The organism is Jeotgalicoccus aerolatus (genome assembly GCF_014635205.1).
Lineage (GTDB): Bacteria > Bacillota > Bacilli > Staphylococcales > Salinicoccaceae > Jeotgalicoccus > Jeotgalicoccus aerolatus.
The window spans coordinates 489,197-513,237 of sequence record NZ_BMCN01000001.1; the positions used below are offsets into that span (position 1 = coordinate 489,197).

Below are 24,041 nucleotides of genomic sequence, written 5' to 3' on the forward strand. Positions count from 1 at the left end.
CTAATTATCAAAAACTACATTTTGTAAATCCGATTAAGCTCAATCAGTTCCTGTGTCAGCTTAATCTGCAGTTCTATATCATTTTCCTGTTCCGCAATTTCAAGTTTGCGGTTTAATTCCTGTTTTTCGTTTTCACTATTTCTTATACCACTTAAATCTTCCAGATAATCATTTATTTCACTATGTGAGACATCTTCATGAATCGACATGCCGTCCAGTTCAATCAGTGTGTCCGTCAGTGCGGGATCAAGATAATTAAGGGCAAGAGAAAGGTCGAAAACGTCATGTGTTTCAAAATAAACACAAAGTCCTCTAACTATATCATAATATGGCTTGTACGTTAAGACATACTCATCCAGATTATCTTTATATTCCATAAGGTAAGAAGGATTGGTCATCATTATTCTTGTTACATATCGTTCTTTTTTCTGTCTCAAAGACAACTGGGCATGAACCGGTTCGTCTATTGGATAATAATCTTGTGTCTGTTGAACAGGTTCAGGTATTTTTTTAGACAACACATTTTTATCGACACCGAAAATAGAACTGATGGAAGTGACCAGGCGCTCTGCTGCAATTCTGTCTTTAACATACTTCAAATCGCCGGCAATAATATTTAAGTTCTTAGAAAACTTCATATCGTTCTCTTTGGCATCATGCCGGAGCATCTCTGCTTTAAAGTGCAGATAGTGCTGCTGGCGCTCATCGATAAACTGCTCGAATTGCTTATCGCCATATGTTTCAATATACTCATCCGGATCCATTTTGTCAGGGATCTTCTGCACGTAGACATTCATGCCCCGCTGCAGAAGTATATCCCCTACTTTCAGCGTTGCATTGCGCCCGGCACTGTCACCGTCAAACATTATCGTGACGTTCGATGCCAGCCGTTCAAGCAGATTTAAGTTCTCCTGGCTGAGTTCCGTCCCCATAGTTGCGACGATATGTTTCACTTTTGTCATTTTAACTTTCAGAACATCGAGATGCCCTTCCATTAAAATAATATTATCGAGTTTTCTCACGTATTTTCTAGCGTCATGTAGGTTAAAAAATAATTCGCGCTTTTTAAAGATTTCTGTCTCAGGCGTATTTAAATACTTTGGTTCACTGCCGTCAACACTTCTTGCAGTAAAACCGACATGGTGGCCCTGATGATTTTTAATCGGAATCATGATACGCCCGACAAAACGGTCGTAATATGAAAAGTTCTCTTCATTTCTCGATAACAGACCCGCCTGGTATGCAGTCTCTTCATTGTAGCCTTGTTCGAGTAATGCATTTTTAGCAAAATACGACATATTCGGTGCAAACCCTATTTTCTCACTGCGGATCAGTTCTGGACTGAATCCGCGGTCAAGCATATACTGCAGCGGTTTTTCACCTTCGTTAGTATTCATCAAAAGATGATGATATAAATCCGTCATATAATCGTGCATGCGAATCAGCGTCATATCGCTTTCTGCAACATCATTCGTTTGTGTATCTATTTTTATATTCAGCGGTTCTCCGAGTTTCTGGGCCGCTTCAGCAAATGAAACATTCTCTATTTCCATTAAGAACTGAAAGACATTACCGCCTTTTTTACAGCCGAAACAGTGCGCAATCTGTTTATCCGGACTGACGGAAAAGGACGGTGTCTTTTCATCGTGAAACGGACAGAGACCAACATAGTTTCTGCCTCGCCGTTCAAGTTTAATGTAACTTGCGACTAACTCGGTAATGTCGGTCTCGTCTTTTATTTTTGCTATAGTTTCCTCGGGTATTCTCACACTATCACCCTCTAATATTACTCTCACTATCTACATACTTCATAATTGCATTTGCCGTTTCTTCGATTGCCTTATCCGAGACATCGATAACGGGGCAGCCGATTTTCCCTATAATTTCATCGAAATATACAAGTTCTTCTTCTATACGGCGGCTGTTGGCATACATAGCCGTATCTTTTAAGCCGAGCTGGCTTAAGCGTTCTTTACGTATTTTGTACAGCGTATCCGGATTAATTCTGAGCGCAACACACTTATCCGGATTGACGTCGAACAGTTCAGACGGCGGTTTAACTTCCGGTACAAGCGGAACGTTCATTACCTTGTATTTTTTTAGTGCTAAAAACTGTGACAGCGGTGTTTTTGACGTTCTTGATACGCCGAGGAGTACGATATCCGCTTTTTCCAGACCGCTCGTATCCTTGCCGTCGTCGTATTTGACGGCAAATTCGATCGCTTCAATTTTCTTGAAGTAATCTTCATCAAGCCGGTGCACCCTGCCCGGTTCATTATAAGGTTCAAGTCCAGTCGCCTTGGCAATCTGATCCATCAGCGGACCCATTACATCTATATAAGCAATCTCTTCATTATTCAGTTCTTCAGCCATATATTTTCTAAGGGTTGGAGTAATTAAAGTATATACGACAATTGCATTTTTACTTTTGGCTAAATCAATCACATCATCTACATCTTCTGTATTGTTTACATAAGGATAGCGATCGATGACATTATCCGGTGCATCGATTTTAAATTGTGACAGACATGCCTTGGTAACAAGTTCACCTGTTTCTCCTACTGAATCTGATGCTACGATGATTTTAAAAGTCGACATTATTTATTCACTCCATTAAGTTTACAAATACTTTTGTAATATTGGTTTTAGTAATTCTGCCTATCACTTCAATTTTACCGTTTGTTTCTTTAACAACCGGCAATGAATCAATCTGCCTGTCGATAATCTGTTTGGCAACATATAAAAGCAAATCATCCGGATAACACATAGTTATACCCGGTTTTTGAGTCATCACTGCACTGACTGGTGTATTTTCTATATCATCAAAGCTCATCGTGCCCTTCAGCAAATCTTTTCTTGAGACGACACCTTCCAAAGACTGTTCACTGTCAATCACATAAAGAGTCCCGACATCTTCAAGGAACATCTTCACGATTGCATCGTATATACTCGTTGTTGTTGTAATTAAGATCGGCAGACTTTGGACATCTCTCACCAGTATGTTATTGACTTTAAGTGCAATCACATCATTGGTCTCCTTGCCCGTATAGAAATACCCGACACGCGGCCTCGCATCTAAAAAACCTGACATAGTCAGTATTGCTAAATCCGGCCTTAAAGTGGCACGGGTCAATGACAGCTGCGCGGCAATCTTGCTGCCTGTAATCGGTCCATGCTGTTTTACTATGCTTAATATTTTTTCTTGACGTTCGTTCAGTTCCACGTACTCACTCCCAACATAATATATTATATAATATTTACCGGCATAAAGAAATATCCTCGCACTTGCATTCGTCAGAAGGTAATTATATAATGAGCTTAAGCGAGTTAAGGACGGTGTGAGCTTAACAGAGAAAATGGCATATAATTTAAAATCACTATTTAATTAATCTTATATATAAAAGCGAGTTTTATACTAAAATGGGTGGAACCGCGGGCATTGCTCGTCCCTGGATAGCATTTTTATGCTGTCCGGGGATTTTTTCGTACCATCCCTGCTTTTTATATAAGTTAATAATAAAAAGGAGCTGCATTAACAATGAATATGGACACAATTGTAAACTTGTCAAAAACAAGAGGATTTGTTTTTCCAGGAAGTGAAATTTACGGCGGCCTTGCAAACACTTGGGATTACGGCCCACTCGGCATCGAACTTAAAAATAACGTAAAAGCTGCATGGTGGAAAAAATTCATTCAGGAATCTCCATACAATGTCGGTCTCGACGCTGCGATTCTGATGAATCCTAAAACTTGGGAAGCATCCGGTCACCTGAACAACTTTAATGACCCGATGATCGACTGTAAACAATGTAAATCACGTCACCGCGCTGACAAACTGATTGAAGATGTTATGCAGAAAGAAGATGATACTTTCGTTGCGGACGGCTTGTCATTTGAAACAATGAAAGAACTTATCGACGATAAAAATATCGACTGCCCGACTTGCGGTGCTCACGATTACACTGATATCCGCCAGTTCAACTTAATGTTTAAAACATTCCAGGGTGTTACTGAAGGTTCTACAAACGAATTATTCCTGCGTCCCGAAACAGCACAAGGTATTTTTGTAAACTACAAAAATGTTCAGCGTACAATGCGTAAAAAACTGCCATTTGGTATCGGACAAGTCGGTAAATCATTCCGTAACGAAATTACACCGGGTAACTTTACTTTCAGAACCCGTGAATTTGATCAGATGGAACTCGAATTCTTCTGTAAACCGGGTACTGAAATGGAATGGCAAACTTACTGGAAAGAATTTGCAGTTAAATGGCTGAAAGATTTAAACTTAAAAGAAGAAAATACCCGCCTGCGCGAGCATGACGAAGATGAACTCTCTCACTACTCTAATGCAACGACAGATATTGAGTACAAATTCCCGTTTGGCTGGGGCGAGCTCTGGGGTGTTGCCAGCCGTACAGACTATGATCTACGTCAGCACATGGAACATTCAAATGAAGATTTCAGATATCACGATCCTGAAACAAATGAGAAATATATTCCATACTGCATCGAACCGTCACTCGGTCTTGACCGTATGACACTTGCATTCTTAACGGATGCTTATGAAGAGGAAGCACTCGAGTCAGGAGAATCACGCACAGTGCTTCGTCTGCACCCGGCTCTGGCACCGTATAAAGCAGCAGTGCTGCCTTTATCGAAAAAACTGAGCGAAGATGCTATGGAAGTATACAGTACTATTGCGGGTGACTTTAACGTTGAATTCGATGAGTCACAATCAATCGGTAAACGTTACCGCCGTCAGGATGAAATCGGTACACCTTACTGTATTACTTTTGACTTCGATTCTCTTGAAGATAAAAAAGTCACTGTAAGAGACCGTGATACAATGGAACAAACACGTATAGCAATTGACGAACTTCACGATTTCCTGTCATCAAGAATTAAGTTTTAAAAGCTGAGGTGCCCCTTACCGGGGGTGCCTTTTATACATATTTTTATTAATGGAGGATGCATATGAAAAGAGGCACGCTGCTTATTGCACTGCTCCTCATACTCAGCGCATGCGGTACAGACGAAGTAGAAACGATGTCTTACTACGGCAATACGATGGAAGAATTTGAAGCAATAAATCAGCACAATGAGACGTTTTCTTCTGATGATATGGAAGGAAAAGTCTGGCTGGCGAATATGATATTTACAGAATGTGTAACTGTCTGCCCGCCGATGACACAAAATATGACCGAGCTGACACAGGAACTGGACAGTCAGGGCCTTGAAGATATTGGTATTATCAGCTTTTCAGTCGATCCCGAAACGGATAGCCCGGAAGTGCTCAGTGAATATATGAGCTGGTATAGCCCATCAGAAAATATAGAATGGCAAATGATGACCGGTTACGATTTTGAATATATTCGTGACTACGCTCTTAATAACTTTAAAACAGTAGTTAAAGCGCCGCAGGACGGTTCAAATCAAGTCATGCACGGTACAGGCATATACTTAATCGATGAAAACGGTACGCTTATTAAGGATTACACTGGTGTCGATGCCGGAGATAACACATTTGAGACAGAAGAAATTGTAGAAGATGTTAAATCAATGACTGCTAATTTGAATTAGCAGTCAAACTTGAGTCCTGAAACAGAGGATGATCGAATGTAATGCATTCTAAACAAGCTAAAAAAACCGTACGGCAGATCACCATGATTAACTGCCGTACGGTTTTTTTTATTTAAGCGGTTCGATTAACTTTCTGCTTCTGAAATAGACTCCGCTGTATTCATCGTAAAGAACTTCGATAAATTTAAGCAGCTGTCTTGCAAGTGCTTCAGATATTTTTATACTGTTAATGTCATCCAGTTTAACCTGTTTTAAATAGAGTGCGAAATACAGTACTCTGTTGCTGACGGCGATTGCCCGTTCCATCGTTTCTTCTGACAGACAGTCCGTACAGATGACATTGTGATATTTAAACGAATAGTGGCTGTACTTTTTATAATTTGGCTTGCCGCATACTGCACAAGTAACAAGGTTAAGCTCACCGCCGTATGCCGGCAGCATCTTAATCAGAACCAGTGATGTGACTGCATAATTTTCATTGCCTTCATCGAGCAGCTTAAAACCTTTTTTCAACAGCCGGTAAAATGCAGGTTCCGGCCTGTCATCCTCTAAGGCTCTTGTCACCACTTCGAGGACATAGCTGGCGTGCGTGTACACGTCAAAGTTTTCATTGATATTTTTATAACGCTCAGTGACATCGACGTCATTCAGCGTCCCCATGCCTTTAAATCTGTTATAGGTAAACAAAGCTTCGAGGTAGCCCTGGCGGAGTGTAATAAATTGATTTCTCGGTTTATTAAATCCGCGGACCATTAGAGGCACCTGTTCCCCATTTTCTGTTAATACAGTAATAATCCGGCTCGACTCGCTGTAGCTCGTCTGCCGGATCATCATACCGGTTTGCTGATAGATCATTCTCTCACCCAGTTTTAGTATTCTTCGTCTTTATATCCAAGCGATCTGATGAATGTCGGCTTATTGCGCCAGTCTTTCTGTACTTTTACCCACAGTTCTAAATACACTTTGCTGCCGAGTAAATTTTCTATATCCTTACGGGCTTCACGGCCGATTTCTTTAAGCATTTTACCGCCCTTGCCGATAACCATGCCCTTTTGAGATTCCCGTTCGACGTATATCAGGGCTTCAACTTTAACTTTTCCGCCCTCGTCATCACCTTTCATTTTAAGCACTTCGACTCCAATGGCATGAGGCAGCTCCTGGCTCAACTTATGCAGCGCTTTTTCACGAATCAGTTCACTCACGATGAAGTGCTCCGGGTGATCGGTAATACGGTCTTCAGGGTAATACATCGGACCTTCTGGAAGATGGGATTCAATCACAGATAAAAGACGATCAATATTATTGCCCTGCAGCGCAGAGATCGGTACAACATCACTGAATTCAAGTTTGTCTTTGTACACTTCTATTTGTTTAATCAATTCATCCGGATGGATTAAATCAATTTTATTTAACACTAATATAATCGGTGTTTTCGTATTTTTAAGCATATCAATTATAAATTCGTCACCGCGGCCAATTTCTTCAGCCGCGTTAATGATGAACAGAATCACTTCAGTTTCCCGTAAAGTATTGCGGGCAACTTTCATCATATGCTCGCCGAGCTGGTGTTTCGGTTTGTGTATACCCGGTGTATCGATAAAAATCATCTGAGCCTTGTCTTTAGTATATACCCCTTGAATTTTATTTCTTGTCGTTTGGGGTTTGTCAGACATAATTGCCACTTTTTGTCCGAGTACTTTATTCATAAATGTTGATTTACCAACATTCGGTCGTCCAATTATGCTGACAAAACCTGATTTAAAACCATCGAAATCCATTATTCCATATCCTTCCCGCTAAAACCGAGCGGCAACAGATCGTCTACCGTACGTTTTATTACTTCGCCTGATTTACTTGTTAAATAAACTGGCATATCATCGTGGCATAACTCTTTCATTACTTGTCTGCAGACACCGCATGGGCTGGCAGGTTCAGGCGAATCCGTTATAACGACAATCGCTTTAAATTTTCGTTTATTATTAGCATAGGCACTGACCAGCGCTGTACGTTCCGCACAAATAGCAGCTGGATGGGCAGCGTTCTCTATGTTTGCCCCGTATATATATTCATCATCTTCTGTAATTAGCAGGGCACCTACATTAAAATTTGAGTACGGTGTGTAGGCACGTTTCTGTGCATTTTGAACTTCTGTCAGCCATTCTTCTTTAAAAATTCCGTCGTTCATACTTAGTCCTCCTAATATTTAAACAAAATACGGCAAGAGGATAATCATACCGGCAATTACAGCATATAAACTTGAAAAAATCACTGCCGCAGCTGCGATATCCTTCGCATAGCGGGCAAGTATATGGTAATCATCGGTAACTAAATCCACCGTATATTCTATTGCACTATTTAATATCTCTGTAATTAAAACTAAAAATATTGCTGTTATTATAAACAGCCACTCAACAGCGGTAATATTTACAGCAAAACAAATAAATATAACTGCCATTGCAATGATTATATGCAGTAAAAATTTTCTGTCTTTCTTAAACAGCTGTACAATTCCCTGGAGAGGATGTTTAAACCGATTAAAATTAATCTCTGGTCACACCGTAAGCATTGAGTATTTCTTCCTGCTTACCATTCATAACCGCTTCCTCATCGCTCTCCATATGATCGTAGCCCAGCAGATGTAAAAAGCCGTGCAGGCTTAGAAATAACAATTCACGGCGGTAGCTGTGCCCGTAATCAGCGGCCTGCTCTTTGGCACGGTCACTGCTGATCACAATATCACCTAAAGTTCTCGGTGCATCATCGGGAATAATATTTACTTCGTCTTCTTCAAGTGCAAAAGAAATCACATCTGTGACACTGTCTTTATCCCGATAATCTCTATTAATATTTTTAATTTCCTCATTAGAAACGAATGATACTGATACTTCTGCATCTCCCGCTTCTTTTAAATAATCATAGGCAAATGATAACAGTTCTGAAATATCTTTCATTTCTGACTCTGCTGCATAATTATCCTCGTTTATAAAGTCTATATTGATCATAAGTGTGCATCCTTTTCATACGCAAGAATTATTTTAGAAACAAGCGGATGTCTGACGACATCTGTTTCATCCATGCGTTTAATGGCAATGCCTTTAATATTTTCAAGACGTTTGACCGACTCTACCAGTCCGCTTTTCGTAGCGCCTGGCAAGTCAATTTGCGTTTCGTCTCCGGTCACAATCATTTTCGAGCCGAAGCCGAGACGTGTTAAAAACATCTTCATCTGCATTTCAGTAGTATTCTGAGCCTCATCTAAAATAACGAATGCTTCATTTAAAGTTCGACCGCGCATGTATGCAAGCGGTGCTACTTCTATAACGCCGCGTTCAATCAGGCGGTCGGTCGTTTCAACACCGAGTACAGCATGCAGGCCGTCGTACAGCGGACGCAAGTATGGATCGACCTTTTCTTTTAAATCACCGGGAAGGAAACCGAGATTTTCTCCAGCTTCAACTGCAGGACGAGTCAGCACAATTCGTTTAACCTGGTTTTCTCTCAGCATTTGACAGGCAATAACCACAGCTAGGAATGTTTTACCTGTTCCTGCGGGTCCGATACCGAATGTTAAATCATGTTTACGGATATTATCGACATACTGTCTCTGACCGGTTGTTTTTGCTTTAATACTCTTGCCTTTTACATCTTTAGCAATTTCCTCGTTATAAAGATCTTGTAAATATTCGATGGTATCATTTTTCGCCATCATTCCAGCCGACTGAACATCTCTTAATGAGATCGACATTCCGCGCTGGATTATTTTTAATAAGTGAAGCAGCACATCCTCAACCAATTCGACATTTTCTTCATTCTCTCCGCTGACTGTAATTTCATTGCCGAGCGTGTGAATCTTAACGCCGAATTCGTCTTCAAGATATGTGATGTGTGCGTCATTGGCACCTATTAAAGCCTGAGCTTCGTCAAGGCTGTCTATATTAATAATATTAGGCATTTACAAACCCCTTTATAATAGTCTTGTCTATTTAAATTTACCACTATCATATGCTGACTGCAATTATTTCAGAACAGTATAAGTTATAACTCCACCATTTATTTTACTAAAGAAAAAACCGGACGGGCTATCCCCATCCGGTTGATGCTGCAGCTTAATATCAGCCGAGCTTTTTCTCTTTATTCTGTTTTGATTTTGGTTTGCTGAGTATCTCTGACATAATTATACCGTTTACAAATGATTTTGAATCAAATGTTAAATCATCAGAAGTAATGTTTTTACCATTGCCTTGGCTGTTATTTCGCTGCTGCATTTTACTGCTGTCTTCACCAAGTGAATACCTTACCTCTTCAGCGACATCTTTACCGAGTCCTCTCACTTTTTCAGCGCGTTTATTATAGCCTTCAGTATATACACTTTCTTTAGCATCTAGTGCGCGTTTAGCATGTTCAGACCGGTCGGTAACCTTTTTTTCAAAATCTGATAAATTTTTAGAACTGTTCGCTCTGCTGCGGGATTTTTGAATTGTTTCCCGTTCAGGACGTCTGCTTTGTTCTCTATCTCTCTGTCTATGACTCTGCTGTTCACTTTTCTTTTGATCAGTTTGTGTATGTCCGGCAGATTCAGTTTTGTTGAACTCCTCATCAAATGCCTCTTGCAGCGTCTGGAAGAATCCTTTTTCTTCTTTTTTTGCCGTCCCGGTATCAGGCTGTCTTTTACGGGGTGCTGTCTTTTGCTGTCTGTCCAGCTTAGACGTATCGATATTGCGCCCGCCTTCTTTTTCTTTGTTGTTTTTACTGCCGACGATTGAAGAGATAATACCGAGGATGACAATTAGTACTGGAATAAACTCCATACTATATCACACCCTATTCTTCTTCGTTAAATTGTGTAGGGTTTGTCATTTTATTGATTGAATCTCTCATGCTGGTATCTGCTTCTACATTTTTAAGATCATAATAATCAGTTGCTGATATATTACCGTCTTCTAATGCTTTAGCAAATGCAAGAGGTACTCTGGATTCTGCTTCTACTACTTTCGCTCTCATTTCCTGTACGCGCGCTTTCATTTCCTGCTCTTGTGCTACGGCCATTGCACGGCGTTCTTCTGCTTTAGCCTGTGCAATATTTTTATCTGCAACAGCTTGTTCAGTTTGCAGATCCGCACCGATGTTTTTACCGATATCTACATCCGCAATATCAATTGACAGAATTTCAAATGCTGTCCCTGCATCGAGACCTTTAGCTAATACAGTTTGAGAAATACGTTCAGGATTCTCAAGTACTTCAGCGTGTTTGGTAGATGAACCGATTGTTGAAATTACCCCTTCACCTACACGTGCGATGATTGTTTCTTCACCCGCACCACCAACGAGTCGTTCAATATTTGCTCTCACTGTAATTCTTGCTTTCGCTTTAACTTCGATACCATCCACTGCAACACCTGCGATAAACGGTGTTTCAATAACTTTAGGGTTAACACTCATCTGTACTGCTTCCAGTACGTCACGCCCTGCTAAGTCGATGGCTGCACAACGTTCAAATGTTAAGCTGATATCTGCGCGCTGGGCTGCGATTAAAGCATCGACAACGCGGTCGACGTTACCTCCAGCTAAGAAGTGAGATTCAAGCTGGTTTGTAGTCAGCTTAATACCCGCCTTATGCGCTTTAATCATCGGATCGATGACGCGTTTAGGTTTAACACGTCTTAGACGCATACCTACTAATGTGAAAATACCTACTTTCACACCTGCTGCAACTGCAGAAATCCATAAACCGATTGGAACAAATGACAGTATAAATGCAATCGCTATAATGATTACTACAAAAATAAGTAATGTGACGAGTGCACCGCCTGTAATAAATGCTAAATTCATTCTCCACTCTCCTTGTTTTTAATCTTCAACTGGTCTGACTACAACTCTCGTCCCTTCGACGAAAATAATTTTAACTTTAACATCGCTGGGAATATACGAGCCTTCTGCAACCGCATCGATACGTTCATCTCCGAGACGAATAGTCCCTGATGGTCTCAGAACCGTATGCGTCACTGCGATTTCACCGACTAAATACGAGCGGTCATCGAAAGATGTATACCCCGATTCCTTATCCGTTGCATCATTTAAAATCAGACGGTTCAGAAATGGAATTTTACGCTTCTTATGTTTCACAAATATCACCCACTCTATAATCACCATAATAAAAATTACGGCTAAGAAAATACTGTACAAGAATACATTCCCGCTGACGGTCAGTATACTGGCACCAAATAAAAGTACACCGATAAAACCAAGCACCATTCCAATTACAAAAAACTCTATTAAAATAAGAAAACCGCTCAGTAAAATCAGTATCAGCGTCAACACACTGGCGCTGCTAGTAAAAAGGTGACCCGAGAAGAAAATAAATATCGACAGAATACTCAAAACGCCAATAATATTTATCTTCTCAGAGAAGAGCTGATAGACTATGCCCAGAAAGAAGATTGATAATAATAGAAATGCAACAACGGGTGAAGTTACAAGATCTATATAAATATTGAGAATATCATTCATCATATAAATAAGTACCCCCCATGTACATCCCTCCTGATTCCGATTATACATTAACTGCACTCAAATGAGAAATGCAGACGCAAAAAAACAGCGTACAATTATGTACGCTGTTTATATATATCACCTATCAGAGGGAAGAGTGATATTACTTGAATTTACGCTTGCGCGCAGCTTCAGATTTCTTCTTGCGTTTTACGCTTGGTTTTTCGTAAAACTCTCTTTTACGTGCTTCTTGGATCGTACCGTTTTTAGAAACTGTACGTTTGAAACGACGCAGAGCATCTTCAATTGGTTCGTTTTGCTTAACAACTGTTTTTGACATTTGTTTTCCCTCCCTCCGATAATGCAAAAGGCTAATTCACATAGTACTATACTATGTACTAAATTATTATAATATATGACCGTACTTTCAGTCAACTTTAAATTTAGTAATCGCTGTCAGAAACTGCACCTTTAACAATAGCGATACCGCTTGATGCACCGATACGAGTCGCACCGACTTCAATCATTTTATCAGCATCTTCAGCCGAACGAACACCGCCGCTCGCTTTAACACCCATGTCTTCTCCGACAGTCAAACGCATTAAAGTCACAGCTTCAACTGAAGCACCCGGACCGTTAAATCCAGTCGATGTTTTAACGAAATCAGCGCCTGCTTCTTTGCAGATTTTAGATACAGTTACAATTTCGTCTTCGGTTAACAGTGATGACTCAATAATGACTTTAACCAGTGCTTCTTTGTTTGCCGCTTTTACGACACTTTCAATGTCTTCTTTAACATAATCCAGATTACCTGCTTTAAGCTGGCCGATATTAATCACCATATCAACTTCATCCGCACCATTTGAAATTGCATCTTTCGTTTCGAAAGCTTTAACTTCTGAAGTCGTCGCTCCGTGAGGAAAACCGATGACAGTACATACTTTAACTTCGCTGTCTTTTAAATTTTCTGCTGCAGTTTTCACCCATGAAGGCTGGATGCAGACACTGAAGAAACCATGTTCATCGGCTTCCTGGCACAGTACTGAAATGTCCTGTTCAGTGGCTTCAGGTTTTAATAAAGTATGGTCAATATATTTTGCTACGTTCATTTTACAGACACTCCCAATTAATTATATTCAAGCTTATGATAGCATAAAACTGTTATTCATAGAAACTGCCAATTACAGAAAGCGCATAGAGCGGTGCGGTCTCGGCTCTTAGTATCCTTCTGCCGAGTGCAACATTGTCATACGCTTTAAATAAGTCAGCTTCATTTTTAGAAAATCCGCCCTCGGGTCCGAAAATAACTGCGATAGAAATGCCGTTAAAATCGTTGAGGACATTTTTAATAGAGCGTCCGCTGAGGTTTTCATCCTCGTTAGCAAACAAAACCAAATCAAAACTGCTGAAGTCTATCGATTTTAAAGTGCCGGAAAATGTTAATGACGGCACTTTTGTCCGCCTGCTTTGTTCAGCAGCTTCTGTAGCTATTTTTTCATACCTTTTTTGCCTGTTCTCTTCTTTTTTGCTGTTCAATTTAACAACACTGCGGTCAGCCTTGTATAATACAAAATCTGAGACACCCAGCTCTGTAGACTTCTGGACGACAACATCCATTTTTTCACCCTTTAAGAGCGGTGAAAATAGAGTAATATCAACAGGAAGCTCAACTTCATCACCGATCGCTTCCATTACTTTAAAAGTAATATTTTCAGCATCAGTTAATTGAACGATATATGCAATACCCTTATTGTCGACCACTGTAAAAAGATCATCAACACGTGCACGCATGACATTTTTAATATGGTGAATATGTTCTGTATCCATAGTGTAAGTCTCATGGACTTCAACTGTCTGATCGATAAAATAACGCTGCATTACGACACCTTCTCAGCTAAGATCGCAACCCAGCCGTCTTCTTCAAGCACTTCTTTAATAGCAAATCCGCATTCTTTCATATGTGCAGTAATTTCATCCTGCTTTTCAACGATTATACCTGAAGCGATAAACCGGCCATTCTCGTTTAATAATTCGTATGCATCGTCGATCATATCATCGATGATATGTGCGAGAATATTAGCGACAATTACGTCATAATGTTCAGTTTCATCTTTAAGCAGATCAGCAGGCATGACTGAAATTTCATCGTCACAGCCGTTTAAAACAAAGTTTTCTTTAGAGACCTGCAGCGACAGCTCATCAATATCTGTTGCTTTAATTGAACGTGCACCAAGCAGATATGCACCGATTGATAAAATACCTGAACCCGTGCCGACATCGATGACCTTATCGTCAGCTTTAATAACATCTTCAAGCAGAGTCAAACAGAGGCTCGTCGTTGCATGATCCCCCGTGCCGAATGCCATACCCGGGTCAATTTTAATCACTTTATCACTATCGGCTATATCAGCATCATCATACTCCCAGGAAGGAACGATGAAAAAGTTTTTTCCGACTTTAAAATTATGAAAGTATTTCTTCCATTCATTTTCCCAGTCCACTTCATCAATCAGTTTTGCACTGATTTCAATATTGTCTTTACTTTTTAAAGGCGTCTCTTTAACAAACTGTTTTATATCATTCAATTTAGAGTCTATATTCTGCGTTTCATCGAAATAAACGAGAATCCTAATATCACTTTCAGGATAGTCTGTCGGATCCAGTCTGAACTTATCGTCAAAATTATCTATTTTTGACTTTAAAATATCAACGGAATGTTCGACAGAAACACCTTTTGAAATTGTATTTAAAAATATCGACAGTTGTTCTTCGTTCTCTTCTTTAGTACTGATACTGACTTCATGCCATTTCATAGTTTACTCACCTTTGAAGAATCGTTTTGTTTTATCGAAAATATTTTCCTGCTGTTCGGTTATTGTTTCACCGTTAACGTCTGCAAGATTTTTAAAGATTTCTCTTTCCTGTTCTGATAATCGCGTCGGCGTAACAACCGTTACAGTTACATACTGATCACCGTAGCCGAAGCCCTGAACGTTTTTAACACCTTTTTCTTTCAGTCTGAAACGTCTGCCTGACTGAGTCCCTGCAGGAATCGTCAGCATAACTGAAGAATTAATTGTCGGCACTTTTAATTCATCGCCGAGCGCTGCCTGGGCAAATGAAATTTTAAGTTCATAGTGAATGTCGTCTCCGTCACGTGTAAATTGCTTGTCCTGTTTGACTCTAAATACAATATACAAATCACCTTGAGGACCGCCGTTTATACCAGGTTCACCTTCACCTGATAAACGAATTTGCTGGCCGTTATCGATACCTTCAGGGACTTTAACTTCAATGTCTACGTTTTTAGATACTGTGCCGTGTCCGTTACAGTTATCACAAGGATGTTCAATTTCCTGACCAGTACCCGCACAAGTTGGGCAAGTACGCTGAGTTTGAACACGTCCAAACGGTGTATTTTGTTCGACAGCAACATTACCGGAACCTGAACATGTTTTACATGTAGATTTAGATGTGCCCGGTTTTGTCCCGTCACCATCACAGACATCACATGTGACATCTTTTTTAATCGTTACAGTTTTAGTCGCACCGAATACTGCTTCTTCAAAAGTGATGGTCATCGTGTACTGCAAATCGTCACCTTTTTGAGGTGCATTTGGATCTCTGCGTCCACCGCCGCCAAAGAAGGAACTGAATATATCTTCAAAGCCGCCGAAACCGCCGCCTCCTGAGAAGCCGCCGCCGCCAAATCCTTGAGAATTCATACCTTCATGACCAAAACGGTCGTATTGTGCCCGTTTATTCTCATCTGACAGAACTTCATACGCTTCTGCAACTTCTTTAAATTTTTCGTCGGATCCTTCTTTCATATCCGGGTGATATTTCTTTGATAATTTACGGTATGCCTTTTTAATTTCATCTTGCGTTGCATTTTTATCTAAACCTAATATTTCATAAAAGTCTCTTTTAGCCACAATTTTCCCCTCCAACAGTCAATATAATACCATTTAAAAAAGTCAAAGCCAATGCGTTTGGCTTTGACTTAAGTGTTGAAGATTTTATTTTTTATTTTCGTCGTCGTCTACTTCTTTATAATCAGCATCGATTACATCGTCATCTGCTTTCTCTTCAGATGCTCCTGCATCTCCTTCAGCTGCCTGCTGCTCTTGTGCCATTTGTTCGTAAAGTTTAGTTGTTACACCTTGAACAGCTGTTTCAAGCGCTTCTTTTTTCTCTTTAATTGCGTCTAAGTCGCTGCCTTCAAGTGCTGTTTTAAGTTCAGTTTTAGCTGTATCAATTTGCTCTTTTTCACTGTCTTCAACTTTGTCGCCAAGGTCTTCAACAGCTTTGTCTGCAGAGAATATCAACTGGTCTGCTTCGTTTCTCAGTTCAGCTTCTTCTTTTCTTTCTTTATCTGCATCAGCATTTTCTTCAGCTTCTTTAATCATTCTGTCGATATCTTCGTCAGTTAAGTTAGAGCTTGATTCAATAGTGATTTTTTGTTCTTTGCCTGTCCCTTTATCTGTCGCAGTAACATTAACAATACCGTTTTTATCGATATCGAATGTCACTTCGATTTGAGGTACACCTTTAGGTGCCGGCGGAAGATCAGTTAACTGGAAACGGCCGAGAGTTTTGTTATCGCTCGCCATCGGTCTTTCACCTTGAACGACGTGAATGTCTACTGCAGGCTGGTTATCCGCCGCTGTAGAGAATACTTGTGATTTGCTCGTAGGGATTGTCGTGTTTCTTTCAATAAGAACTGTTGATACATTCCCCATTGTTTCAATACCCAGTGATAATGGCGTAACGTCGAGAAGTACAACATCTTGTACATCACCAGTTAAGACACCGCCCTGTACTGCTGCACCCATAGCGACAACTTCATCAGGGTTAACGCTGCGGTTAGGTTCTTTACCAAGTTCTTTAGTAATTGCTTCCTGTACTGCAGGAATACGAGTAGAACCGCCGACTAAAATAATTTCATTTATATCTGATTTGCTGACGCCGGCATCTTTAATCGCCTGACGTACAGGTCCCATAGTTCTTTCGACTAATTTATGAGTTAATTCTTCGAATTTAGCACGAGTCAGTGTTGTTTCTAAGTGTAATGGACCTGCTTCACCTGCAGAAATAAATGGTAGTGAAATTTGTGTTGAAGACACACCTGATAAATCTTTTTTAGCTTTTTCAGCTGCATCTTTCAAACGCTGCATTGCCATTTTATCTTTAGATAAGTCGATGCCTTGTTCTTGTTTAAATGTGTCTACCAGGAAGTCGATAACTAAGTCATCGAAGTCGTCACCGCCGAGACGGTTATCCCCTGCTGTTGCCAGCACGTCAAATACGCCGTCACCCAGTTCTAGAATAGATACGTCAAACGTACCGCCGCCAAGGTCGAATACAAGGATGTTTTCTTCTTGTTCCTGTTTGTCTAAACCGTAAGCAAGCGCTGCTGCAGTCGGTTCGTTAATGATACGTTCTACTTCAAGACCTGCAATGCGTCCAGCATCTTTAGTTGCCTGACGTTCAGAGTCATTAAAGTAAGCCGGAACTGTAACGACAGCTCTTGTTACTTTTTCGCCCAGGTAGTTTTCAGCTGTTTCTTTTAAGTTTTGTAAGATCATTGCTGAAATTTCCTGAGGTGTATATTCTTTATCTTCTACTTTTTCAACATGTTCTGTACCCATATGTCTTTTTACTGACATAATCGTGTTAGGGTTAGTGATAGCTTGACGTTTAGCTACTTCACCAACTTGGCGTTCTCCATTTTTAAATGATACGACAGAAGGTGTTGTACGGTTACCTTCAGCATTTTGAATTACTTTTGGTTCTCCGCCTTCTAAAATTGATACTACTGAGTTTGTTGTTCCTAAGTCTATACCGATTACTTTACTCATTTATATATTCCTCCATTTAAATTAATATTATTCGCTTACTTTGACCATAGAAGGTCTGATGACCCGGTCTTTTAATATATAACCTTTTTGGAATTCTTCAATCACGATATCGCTCTTTTCGTCTGACGCTTCTGTCATCACTGCCTGATGGAAGTTAGGGTCAAACGGCTGATTCAGCGCATCGATTGCTTTAATGTCATGTTTTTCAAGTGTTTCAACTAAGTTGTTGTGCACCATTTCAACACCCTTATGCAAGGATACAAAGCTTTCATCAGAGCCTTCGATAGCGAGTGCGCGCTGCAGGTTATCCAAAACCGGCAATAAGTCTTCGGCAAATTTTTGATCCTTGTACTTATTGTTCAGTTCGGCTTCCTGACGGTTGCGGCGCTTAAAGTTCTCAAACTCAGCATAGAGTTTTAAGTACTTGTTCTCGCTTTGTTCAACTTGTTCTTTTAATGCACTGATTTCTTCTTCCGGTGAAGGTTCAGGTGTTTCTGAATCATATAAAACATCTTCTTCCTGCTCTATAGTTTCAGCAGTATTAGATGTTTCTTCCCTTTCTTTTTCAGCAGCTGCATTTTCTGCAGCCTGGTCAACTTTTTCTTTTTCTTCTTCGTTAGTCAATACCTACACTCCTTTTTTAAATGAGTGAAGCAATTTAATAACGTGTTTATAACCCATTAATTCAGGTCCAACAATAATTAAATTACCACTCAGTCCAGCGTGGTCGAAATTCGTTGTAATGACTGAAAGTGATTTATAACTTTCATCCAGCTCATCACCGAAGTAGATGCTGACATCGTTTGATGTAAATTGTTCAACTGAATTGTACAGCGCTTCGGATTCGATATCACCGTATAAATGTTCAAGCGTCTCAACTTCGTTTCTCATGTCCTGCAGTAAATAATTAAATCCTGCATGACCCATCGTCCGGTTTTCTGTATCGGCGGCTGCTGTAATTTGTGCAGTCACTTGATTGTACAGCGGTCTGATTTCCGGAGGCACATAGGGATTATTTTTTAAAATTACCAGCGTGTCTCCGAGATTTTTGTCGAACAGCAGTTCATTAAAAATTGTACTCAGCTTTTGAAAATCATCTATCGTAACATTGCGGTCAGTTTTAACAGGCATTTGCCTGATGGACCCGCTGTTTAAGACGATAATCGCAATACTGGCAGTATCGGTTAAAGGCGTGATGTACAGACCTTTAACGGTCTCATTAGAGGCCTTCAGCGATACTTGGGCCAAGTACTTCGTCCGGTCGCTGATAGCCAGCGCCAGTTCATCTGCTAAATTTTCAATGCTGCCTGCCTTTGAAGTCAGCTCTAGAGATTTAGACGGTGACTGTTCAATTTTAAGTTTAAGTTCTTCGATGTAAAATTTTAGAGCTTTTCTTGACGGCACACGTCCGGATGACGTGTGCGTTTTAATTAAATAGCCCGCATTTTCGAGTTCAGCCATATCGTTTCTGATCGTCGCACTCGATACATCGAAATTATATTTGTCTAATAAATATTTGGAACTTATGGGTGTCATTACATTTAAGAAATCATCTACGATAAATGTAAGAATGGTTTCCTGCCTTTCTGTTAGCAAAGAATCACCTCGTTAGCACTCTTCTCTCTTAAGTGCTAATTACAATTTATCAAATAGGTCAAAGAATGTCAACAATTAACCCGTATTAATTTACTAGAGCAGAAATTCCATGAAAACATCATTGCCAATCATGCGTCCCGCCTCAGTTAAATATATATGTCCCGCCTTTCTTTTAAGCAGATTTTTCTCGGTAAGCTTTTTAAGGACATCACCGTATACTGCATCGACAGGCAAGCCGTATTTTTCATTAAAACGGACTTCGCTGACCCCTTTATTTAAACGAAGACCTAAAAACATCTCTTCTTCATACTGATCATTTTTAGTCAGCTCTAACTGCTCTTTCACTACAGAGCCCTGTTCATTCATATTATTAATATAATGCGTCACCGGTTTAATATTGTAATATCTCGCACTGCCTGTATAGCCGTGGCTCCCCGCACCTGCACCGATATACGGTTCGTTCAGCCAGTATGTTTTATTATGCATCGATTCATATTCACTTTTAGCAAAATTAGAAATTTCGTATTGAGGATAACCCAGTGCATCGAGCCCAGCAATAACTTTATCGTATTTTTCGCCTTCTTCTAAACTGCCCGCAATACTCATTGTTCCCTGCCTGATTTTGTTATAAAAGACTGTATGCGGTTCAATGATTAGTGAGTACCACGAAATATGTTTCGGCTGCAGTTCCTTCACGTATTTTAAACTCATATCGATATCATCGAACGTCTCACCAGGCAGATTGTACATCAGATCTAGAGAGTAATTAGTCAGTCCTATTTTTTCCAAGTGATTAACACTCTTAAAAATATCATCAAAATTATGCGTCCGGCCGAGCACTTTCAATAAGTCGTTATTAAAAGTCTGCACACCGAGACTGACCCGGTTCACACCGTAATGATTCAGCACATCCAGTTTCTCAGTGGTCAGTTCATCGGGATTTGCTTCAAAAGTAAATTCATCGGTGACGGTAAAGTGTTCCGTCATAAATTTGAGCAGGCGGTCGAGCTGACTGACAGTCAGCGCTGTAGGCGTACCGCCGCCGACATAAATAGTTTTGAGATGCTGCTTGTCATATTGTCCCAGTTCCTTAATAAGAGCGTCGATATACTCGTCTACAGGCTGATTTTTTATAAGAACCTTATTGAAGTCGCAATAAGTGCAGATTCGGTTGCAAAATGGGATATGGACATACATACTATCCATTAAATTCCTCCTAAAATTAGAGGAGAAATCAAATGATTTCTCCTCTTAGTGTTGTTAATCGTCATCCATTTTTAGTACTGCAAGGAAAGCTTCCTGAGGTATTTCAACGCTGCCGACTGCTTTCATTTTCTTCTTGCCTTCTTTTTGTTTCTCTAACAATTTCTTCTTGCGGGTAATATCTCCGCCGTAACATTTAGACAGAACATTTTTACCCATCGATTTAATATTTGTCCGCGATACAATTTTCTGGCCAATCGCTGCCTGGATCGGCACTTCAAACTGCTGTCTCGGGATGATCTTTTTCAATTTTTCAACAATCGCTTTACCCCGGTCATATGCAAAGTCCTTGTGGACGATAAAACTCAAAGCATCGACTTTTTCTGAATTCAATAATATATCCATCTTAACAAGTTTCGATTCCTTATAGCCGATTAAATCATAATCAAGCGATGCATACCCCTTAGTATTAGACTTCAACTGGTCAAAGAAATCAAAAACTATTTCCGATAAAGGGATTTCGTAAATAATATTCACACGCACATCATCCAAATAATCCATCGTCATAAAGTTTCCGCGTTTCTTCTGGCAAAGTTCCATCACAGCACCAACATAATCGTTCGGCACCATAATCTGTGCTTTAACGTATGGTTCCTGAATGCGTTCAGTCTTTTGCGGGTCAGGCATCTGAGCAGGGTTATCCACACTGATCGTCGTCCCGTCAGTTAAGTCGACACTATATATTACAGATGGTGCTGTTGCAATTAAATCTATGCCGAATTCACGTTCAATTCTTTCCTGGACAATTTCCATGTGAAGAAGCCCGAGGAAACCTGTACGAAAACCAAAGCCTAATGCTTGAGATGTTTCAGGTTCATATTGAAGCGATGAATCATTCAATTCAAGCTTTTCCAGTGCTTCTCTCAAATCATTATACTTAGCCGAATCAATCGGATACATACCGCAGAATACCATAGGATTCATTTTCTTATAGCCTTGCAGCGGTGCTTCAGCAGGGTTATCTGCACCGGTTATTGTATCCCCGACAAGTGAGTCGCCGACTCTTTTAATCGAGGCAGATATATAACCGACATCGCCGACAGTCAGTTCATCTACAGCCAGCTGCTTCGGTGTATTAATACCGACCTCGCTGACTTCGAATTCCTTGCCGGTAGCCATCATGCGGATTTTATCGCCCGCTTTTACCGCTCCGTCCATTATACGGATTGATGAAATAACACCGCGGTAAGGGTCAAAAACCGAGTCAAAAATTAAAGCCTTTAAAGGTGCTTCAGGGTCACCTGCTGGTGCAGGCACATCTTTAACGATGCGCTCTAGAATTTCTTCAATACCGATATTTGCTTTGGCAGAAGCATGGATAGAATCCTCTTTCGGGAGACCGATCACATCTTCGATTTCAGCGCCCACTCTGTCTGGATCTGCCGCAGGTAAATCTATTTTATTTACAACTGGAATCAATTCTAAATCGTTATCAAGTGCTAAGTACACGTTGGCCAGCGTTTGAGCTTCAATACCTTGTGCAGCATCAACAACGAGCACAGCACCTTCACATGCTGCTAACGAACGCGACACTTCGTATGAAAAATCGACGTGTCCCGGTGTATCGATTAAATGGAAAGTGTATTCTTCCCCGTCTTCAGCCGTATATTTTAAACGTACAGCGTTCAGCTTTATTGTAATTCCCCGTTCTCTTTCAATATCCATAGAATCCAAAAGCTGCGCTTTCATATCACGGCCTTCAACAGAACGCGTATTTTCAAGCAGCCTGTCAGCGAGAGACGACTTGCCGTGATCTATATGAGCAATGATAGAGAAGTTCCTAATATTTTCCTGTCTTTTTAAACGTTCCATATTGTTCATTTAAAATCCAACTTTCTTCATGTTTACAATGTTATAATTATATCAATGCACAGCACATACTTCAATTCATTTCGGATTGATTATTGCATATTAAGTTTATATTTGGTAAAATATCTGTTGTTGCAATAAAAGTTGTACAACTTTATGTCGGAGGTGACATTATGCCTAATATTAAATCATCAATCAAACGTGTTAGAACTAACGCAACTGCTCAAGATCTTAATATCGCTCAGAAAAACGCTATGCGTACTGCAGTTAAACTAGCTGAAACTGCTAAAAGCGAAAATGCAGATAACAAAGATGAGTTAGTTTCTAAAGCTGTCAAACTTGTTGACAAAGCTTCTAAACGTAATCAAATTCACGCTAACAAAGCAAGCCGTATGAAATCAAAATTAATGGCTAACTAATAAAAAAACCTTCAGTGATGAAGGTTTTTTTATTTTGCCTTTATATTTCCAGTATAAATAATTCAAATAGAGCATTCCGGTCGAGATAGCTCGACTTAAACTTATAATCAATGTCCCGGCATATAATCATTTTTTTAAGCAGTGCATCCAGCGGATACATACGCGTATGGCGCATAGCCAGCTTAACGCGGTAAGGATGGACTTTTAATGTCTTAGCTATATTATCTTCCTGATAGCCTTCCCCATTTAATATCTTTACCTGATACAGTAGTCTAAACTGCCCGATAACTAAATGGAGCAGCTTCATCGGTTCTTCCTTTTGAAGGATCAATTCCCTGGCAAGTTTAACTGCCTTTTCTTTTTCATTTTTCAATATAAAATCTGTCAGCAAAAAGACATTCTGCTCAAGTGATACACTGACGACATTTTCGACATCCTGAAGACTGATATTACCATCGCAGTATAATAATAATTTCGATACTTCATTATGTACCGCTTCATATTTATAACTTGTTTTTTCAAGCAGCAGATTGAGGGCTTCTGAAGATATTTCAACATTTTGGCGGTCTAGTACAGAGCGCACGTAATTCATCAGTTCTTTTTCAGTCATCTCATTTATTTCAATTTGTTTGCCGCGTTCTGTTATTAATTTTGTTACTTTTTTACGCTTGTCGAGTTTTTCAGAAATTACCGTGAATATAAGCAGCGTATCATCATTTTTATTTTGTATATAATCGATCAGTAAATCGATATTGTGCTCAGCAGAACCACCTGCTTTCTGCGCTGTAAACAAAACAGCTTCTTCAATTACAATCACTTTTCTATCTGTTAAAAATGGCAGGGTCTGCGCTTCTTCAATAATTTGTTCTATCGCTGTTTCTTTATAATTTAGTTTAGTAAAACTAAAATCATCGAGTGTTCCTGCATAGTCTTTCGCAATTGTTTTAATCTTGTCTTCTATGCGGATAATGTTTGTGCCATACACAAGCTGCAGCAATTCCATAAATGATGCTCCTTAATT

26 protein-coding genes are annotated in these 24,041 nt (G+C 39.9%); 3 read left to right on the forward strand and 23 right to left on the reverse strand.

All coding sequences use genetic code 11. The features are described 5' to 3' along the window. Positions 1-14: 14 nt before the first annotated feature. From dnaG to ccpN, 3 genes are read right to left on the reverse strand one after another with little or no spacing between them, the layout of a single operon-like run. The gene (dnaG, locus tag IEU81_RS02555; protein ID WP_186090144.1) at positions 15-1,769 is read right to left on the reverse strand and encodes a DNA primase; all 1,755 of its coding nucleotides are present in this window, start codon (positions 1,767-1,769) and stop codon (positions 15-17) included. A gap of 4 nt (positions 1,770-1,773) precedes the next feature. After that, on the reverse strand, positions 1,774-2,598 hold the full coding sequence (locus tag IEU81_RS02560) for a pyruvate, water dikinase regulatory protein (RefSeq protein ID WP_092594507.1): 825 nt from the start codon (positions 2,596-2,598) through the stop codon (positions 1,774-1,776). A gap of 7 nt (positions 2,599-2,605) precedes the next feature. Next, complete coding sequence (gene ccpN, locus IEU81_RS02565) at positions 2,606-3,223, reverse strand: transcriptional regulator CcpN (RefSeq protein WP_092594505.1); 618 nt, start codon at positions 3,221-3,223, stop codon at positions 2,606-2,608. A 315-nt stretch (positions 3,224-3,538) separates the two neighbouring features. Between ccpN and IEU81_RS02570 the strand changes: the two genes are divergently transcribed. Together IEU81_RS02570 and IEU81_RS02575 are read left to right on the forward strand one after the other, a co-directional pair. Beyond that, positions 3,539-4,915 carry a glycine--tRNA ligase gene (locus tag IEU81_RS02570; protein ID WP_092594503.1) on the forward strand — a complete coding sequence of 459 codons (1,377 nt, stop codon included), beginning with the start codon at positions 3,539-3,541 and terminating at the stop codon, positions 4,913-4,915. A gap of 62 nt (positions 4,916-4,977) precedes the next feature. Next, positions 4,978-5,583, forward strand: coding sequence for an SCO family protein (locus IEU81_RS02575; protein WP_186090145.1), 606 nt, complete (start codon positions 4,978-4,980; stop codon positions 5,581-5,583). A 108-nt stretch (positions 5,584-5,691) separates the two neighbouring features. Here the strand turns inward: IEU81_RS02575 and recO are convergent, their stop codons facing one another. From recO to lepA, 19 genes are all read right to left on the reverse strand, one after another. After that, on the reverse strand, positions 5,692-6,438 hold the full coding sequence (gene recO, locus IEU81_RS02580; RefSeq protein WP_186090147.1) for a DNA repair protein RecO: 747 nt from the start codon (positions 6,436-6,438) through the stop codon (positions 5,692-5,694). A 14-nt stretch (positions 6,439-6,452) separates the two neighbouring features. Next, entirely contained in the window at positions 6,453-7,361 is a 909-nt protein-coding gene (gene era, locus IEU81_RS02585; RefSeq protein WP_092594497.1) for a GTPase Era, read from the reverse strand. Continuing rightward, positions 7,361-7,768: a cytidine deaminase gene (cdd, locus tag IEU81_RS02590; protein ID WP_092594495.1), complete on the reverse strand. Its 408-nt coding sequence runs from the start codon at positions 7,766-7,768 to the stop codon at positions 7,361-7,363. The genes era and cdd overlap by 1 nt, the downstream gene beginning before the upstream one ends. 18 nt (positions 7,769-7,786) lie before the next feature. Continuing rightward, on the reverse strand, positions 7,787-8,128 hold the full coding sequence (locus IEU81_RS02595) for a diacylglycerol kinase family protein (protein ID WP_186090792.1): 342 nt from the start codon (positions 8,126-8,128) through the stop codon (positions 7,787-7,789). Beyond that, positions 8,124-8,585 carry an rRNA maturation RNase YbeY gene (gene ybeY, locus IEU81_RS02600; protein WP_092594491.1) on the reverse strand — a complete coding sequence of 154 codons (462 nt, stop codon included), beginning with the start codon at positions 8,583-8,585 and terminating at the stop codon, positions 8,124-8,126. The genes IEU81_RS02595 and ybeY overlap by 5 nt, the downstream gene beginning before the upstream one ends. Then, positions 8,582-9,535, reverse strand: a complete 954-nt coding sequence (locus tag IEU81_RS02605) for a PhoH family protein (RefSeq protein WP_092594489.1) — start codon at positions 9,533-9,535, stop codon at positions 8,582-8,584. Before IEU81_RS02605 ends, ybeY begins: the two co-directional genes overlap by 4 nt. Before the next feature lie 160 nt (positions 9,536-9,695). Beyond that, entirely contained in the window at positions 9,696-10,391 is a 696-nt protein-coding gene (locus tag IEU81_RS02610; RefSeq protein ID WP_092594487.1) for a hypothetical protein, read from the reverse strand. 13 nt (positions 10,392-10,404) lie between these two features. Continuing rightward, the gene (gene floA / locus IEU81_RS02615; RefSeq protein ID WP_092594485.1) at positions 10,405-11,412 is read right to left on the reverse strand and encodes a flotillin-like protein FloA; all 1,008 of its coding nucleotides are present in this window, start codon (positions 11,410-11,412) and stop codon (positions 10,405-10,407) included. Between the two features lie 18 nt (positions 11,413-11,430). After that, positions 11,431-12,093: an NfeD family protein gene (locus tag IEU81_RS02620; RefSeq protein ID WP_231957147.1), complete on the reverse strand. Its 663-nt coding sequence runs from the start codon at positions 12,091-12,093 to the stop codon at positions 11,431-11,433. A gap of 142 nt (positions 12,094-12,235) precedes the next feature. After that, a complete protein-coding gene (gene rpsU / locus IEU81_RS02625) occupies positions 12,236-12,412 on the reverse strand; it encodes a 30S ribosomal protein S21 (protein WP_026858185.1) in 177 nt (58 codons plus the stop codon). 103 nt (positions 12,413-12,515) lie between these two features. Continuing rightward, entirely contained in the window at positions 12,516-13,181 is a 666-nt protein-coding gene (gene deoC / locus IEU81_RS02630) for a deoxyribose-phosphate aldolase (RefSeq protein ID WP_092594481.1), read from the reverse strand. Between the two features lie 52 nt (positions 13,182-13,233). Then, on the reverse strand, positions 13,234-13,950 hold the full coding sequence (locus IEU81_RS02635; RefSeq protein WP_186090150.1) for an RsmE family RNA methyltransferase: 717 nt from the start codon (positions 13,948-13,950) through the stop codon (positions 13,234-13,236). Beyond that, a complete protein-coding gene (prmA, locus tag IEU81_RS02640; protein WP_092594477.1) occupies positions 13,950-14,885 on the reverse strand; it encodes a 50S ribosomal protein L11 methyltransferase in 936 nt (311 codons plus the stop codon). The genes IEU81_RS02635 and prmA overlap by 1 nt, the downstream gene beginning before the upstream one ends. Before the next feature lie 3 nt (positions 14,886-14,888). After that, positions 14,889-16,007, reverse strand: coding sequence for a molecular chaperone DnaJ (gene dnaJ / locus IEU81_RS02645; RefSeq protein ID WP_092594475.1), 1,119 nt, complete (start codon positions 16,005-16,007; stop codon positions 14,889-14,891). Between the two features lie 84 nt (positions 16,008-16,091). Continuing rightward, a complete protein-coding gene (dnaK, locus tag IEU81_RS02650) occupies positions 16,092-17,933 on the reverse strand; it encodes a molecular chaperone DnaK (RefSeq protein ID WP_186090152.1) in 1,842 nt (613 codons plus the stop codon). 27 nt (positions 17,934-17,960) lie between these two features. After that, positions 17,961-18,557: a nucleotide exchange factor GrpE gene (gene grpE, locus IEU81_RS02655; protein WP_186090153.1), complete on the reverse strand. Its 597-nt coding sequence runs from the start codon at positions 18,555-18,557 to the stop codon at positions 17,961-17,963. Between the two features lie 3 nt (positions 18,558-18,560). Next, a complete protein-coding gene (hrcA, locus tag IEU81_RS02660; RefSeq protein ID WP_186090155.1) occupies positions 18,561-19,529 on the reverse strand; it encodes a heat-inducible transcriptional repressor HrcA in 969 nt (322 codons plus the stop codon). Positions 19,530-19,622: 93 nt separating this feature from the next. After that, on the reverse strand, positions 19,623-20,735 hold the full coding sequence (hemW, locus tag IEU81_RS02665) for a radical SAM family heme chaperone HemW (protein WP_186090156.1): 1,113 nt from the start codon (positions 20,733-20,735) through the stop codon (positions 19,623-19,625). Positions 20,736-20,789: 54 nt separating this feature from the next. Beyond that, on the reverse strand, positions 20,790-22,613 hold the full coding sequence (gene lepA, locus IEU81_RS02670) for a translation elongation factor 4 (protein WP_186090158.1): 1,824 nt from the start codon (positions 22,611-22,613) through the stop codon (positions 20,790-20,792). A 161-nt stretch (positions 22,614-22,774) separates the two neighbouring features. Here lepA and rpsT point away from each other — a divergent pair, with 161 nt between their 5' ends. Further along, complete coding sequence (gene rpsT / locus IEU81_RS02675) at positions 22,775-23,020, forward strand: 30S ribosomal protein S20 (RefSeq protein ID WP_092594463.1); 246 nt, start codon at positions 22,775-22,777, stop codon at positions 23,018-23,020. A gap of 40 nt (positions 23,021-23,060) precedes the next feature. Here rpsT and holA read toward each other — a convergent pair whose 3' ends face one another. Next, entirely contained in the window at positions 23,061-24,023 is a 963-nt protein-coding gene (gene holA / locus IEU81_RS02680) for a DNA polymerase III subunit delta (protein WP_186090160.1), read from the reverse strand. Between the last annotated feature and the right edge of the window lie 18 nt (positions 24,024-24,041).

Coding starts and splice junctions, on each gene's coding strand:
- IEU81_RS02560 (WP_092594507.1), bottom strand. CDS start 2,598: ATGTCGACTTTTAAAATCATCGTAGCATCAGATTCAGTAGGAGAAACA.
- IEU81_RS02570 (WP_092594503.1), top strand. CDS start 3,539: ATGAATATGGACACAATTGTAAACTTGTCAAAAACAAGAGGATTTGTT.
- IEU81_RS02575 (WP_186090145.1), top strand. CDS start 4,978: ATGAAAAGAGGCACGCTGCTTATTGCACTGCTCCTCATACTCAGCGCA.
- recO (WP_186090147.1), bottom strand. CDS start 6,438: ATGATCTATCAGCAAACCGGTATGATGATCCGGCAGACGAGCTACAGC.
- era (WP_092594497.1), bottom strand. CDS start 7,361: ATGGATTTCGATGGTTTTAAATCAGGTTTTGTCAGCATAATTGGACGA.
- cdd (WP_092594495.1), bottom strand. CDS start 7,768: ATGAACGACGGAATTTTTAAAGAAGAATGGCTGACAGAAGTTCAAAAT.
- ybeY (WP_092594491.1), bottom strand. CDS start 8,585: ATGATCAATATAGACTTTATAAACGAGGATAATTATGCAGCAGAGTCA.
- IEU81_RS02605 (WP_092594489.1), bottom strand. CDS start 9,535: ATGCCTAATATTATTAATATAGACAGCCTTGACGAAGCTCAGGCTTTA.
- IEU81_RS02610 (WP_092594487.1), bottom strand. CDS start 10,391: ATGGAGTTTATTCCAGTACTAATTGTCATCCTCGGTATTATCTCTTCA.
- floA (WP_092594485.1), bottom strand. CDS start 11,412: ATGAATTTAGCATTTATTACAGGCGGTGCACTCGTCACATTACTTATT.
- IEU81_RS02620 (WP_231957147.1), bottom strand. CDS start 12,093: ATGATGAATGATATTCTCAATATTTATATAGATCTTGTAACTTCACCC.
- rpsU (WP_026858185.1), bottom strand. CDS start 12,412: ATGTCAAAAACAGTTGTTAAGCAAAACGAACCAATTGAAGATGCTCTG.
- deoC (WP_092594481.1), bottom strand. CDS start 13,181: ATGAACGTAGCAAAATATATTGACCATACTTTATTAAAACCTGAAGCC.
- IEU81_RS02635 (WP_186090150.1), bottom strand. CDS start 13,950: ATGCAGCGTTATTTTATCGATCAGACAGTTGAAGTCCATGAGACTTAC.
- prmA (WP_092594477.1), bottom strand. CDS start 14,885: ATGAAATGGCATGAAGTCAGTATCAGTACTAAAGAAGAGAACGAAGAA.
- dnaK (WP_186090152.1), bottom strand. CDS start 17,933: ATGAGTAAAGTAATCGGTATAGACTTAGGAACAACAAACTCAGTAGTA.
- hemW (WP_186090156.1), bottom strand. CDS start 20,735: ATGGATAGTATGTATGTCCATATCCCATTTTGCAACCGAATCTGCACT.
- lepA (WP_186090158.1), bottom strand. CDS start 22,613: ATGAACAATATGGAACGTTTAAAAAGACAGGAAAATATTAGGAACTTC.
- rpsT (WP_092594463.1), top strand. CDS start 22,775: ATGCCTAATATTAAATCATCAATCAAACGTGTTAGAACTAACGCAACT.
- holA (WP_186090160.1), bottom strand. CDS start 24,023: ATGGAATTGCTGCAGCTTGTGTATGGCACAAACATTATCCGCATAGAA.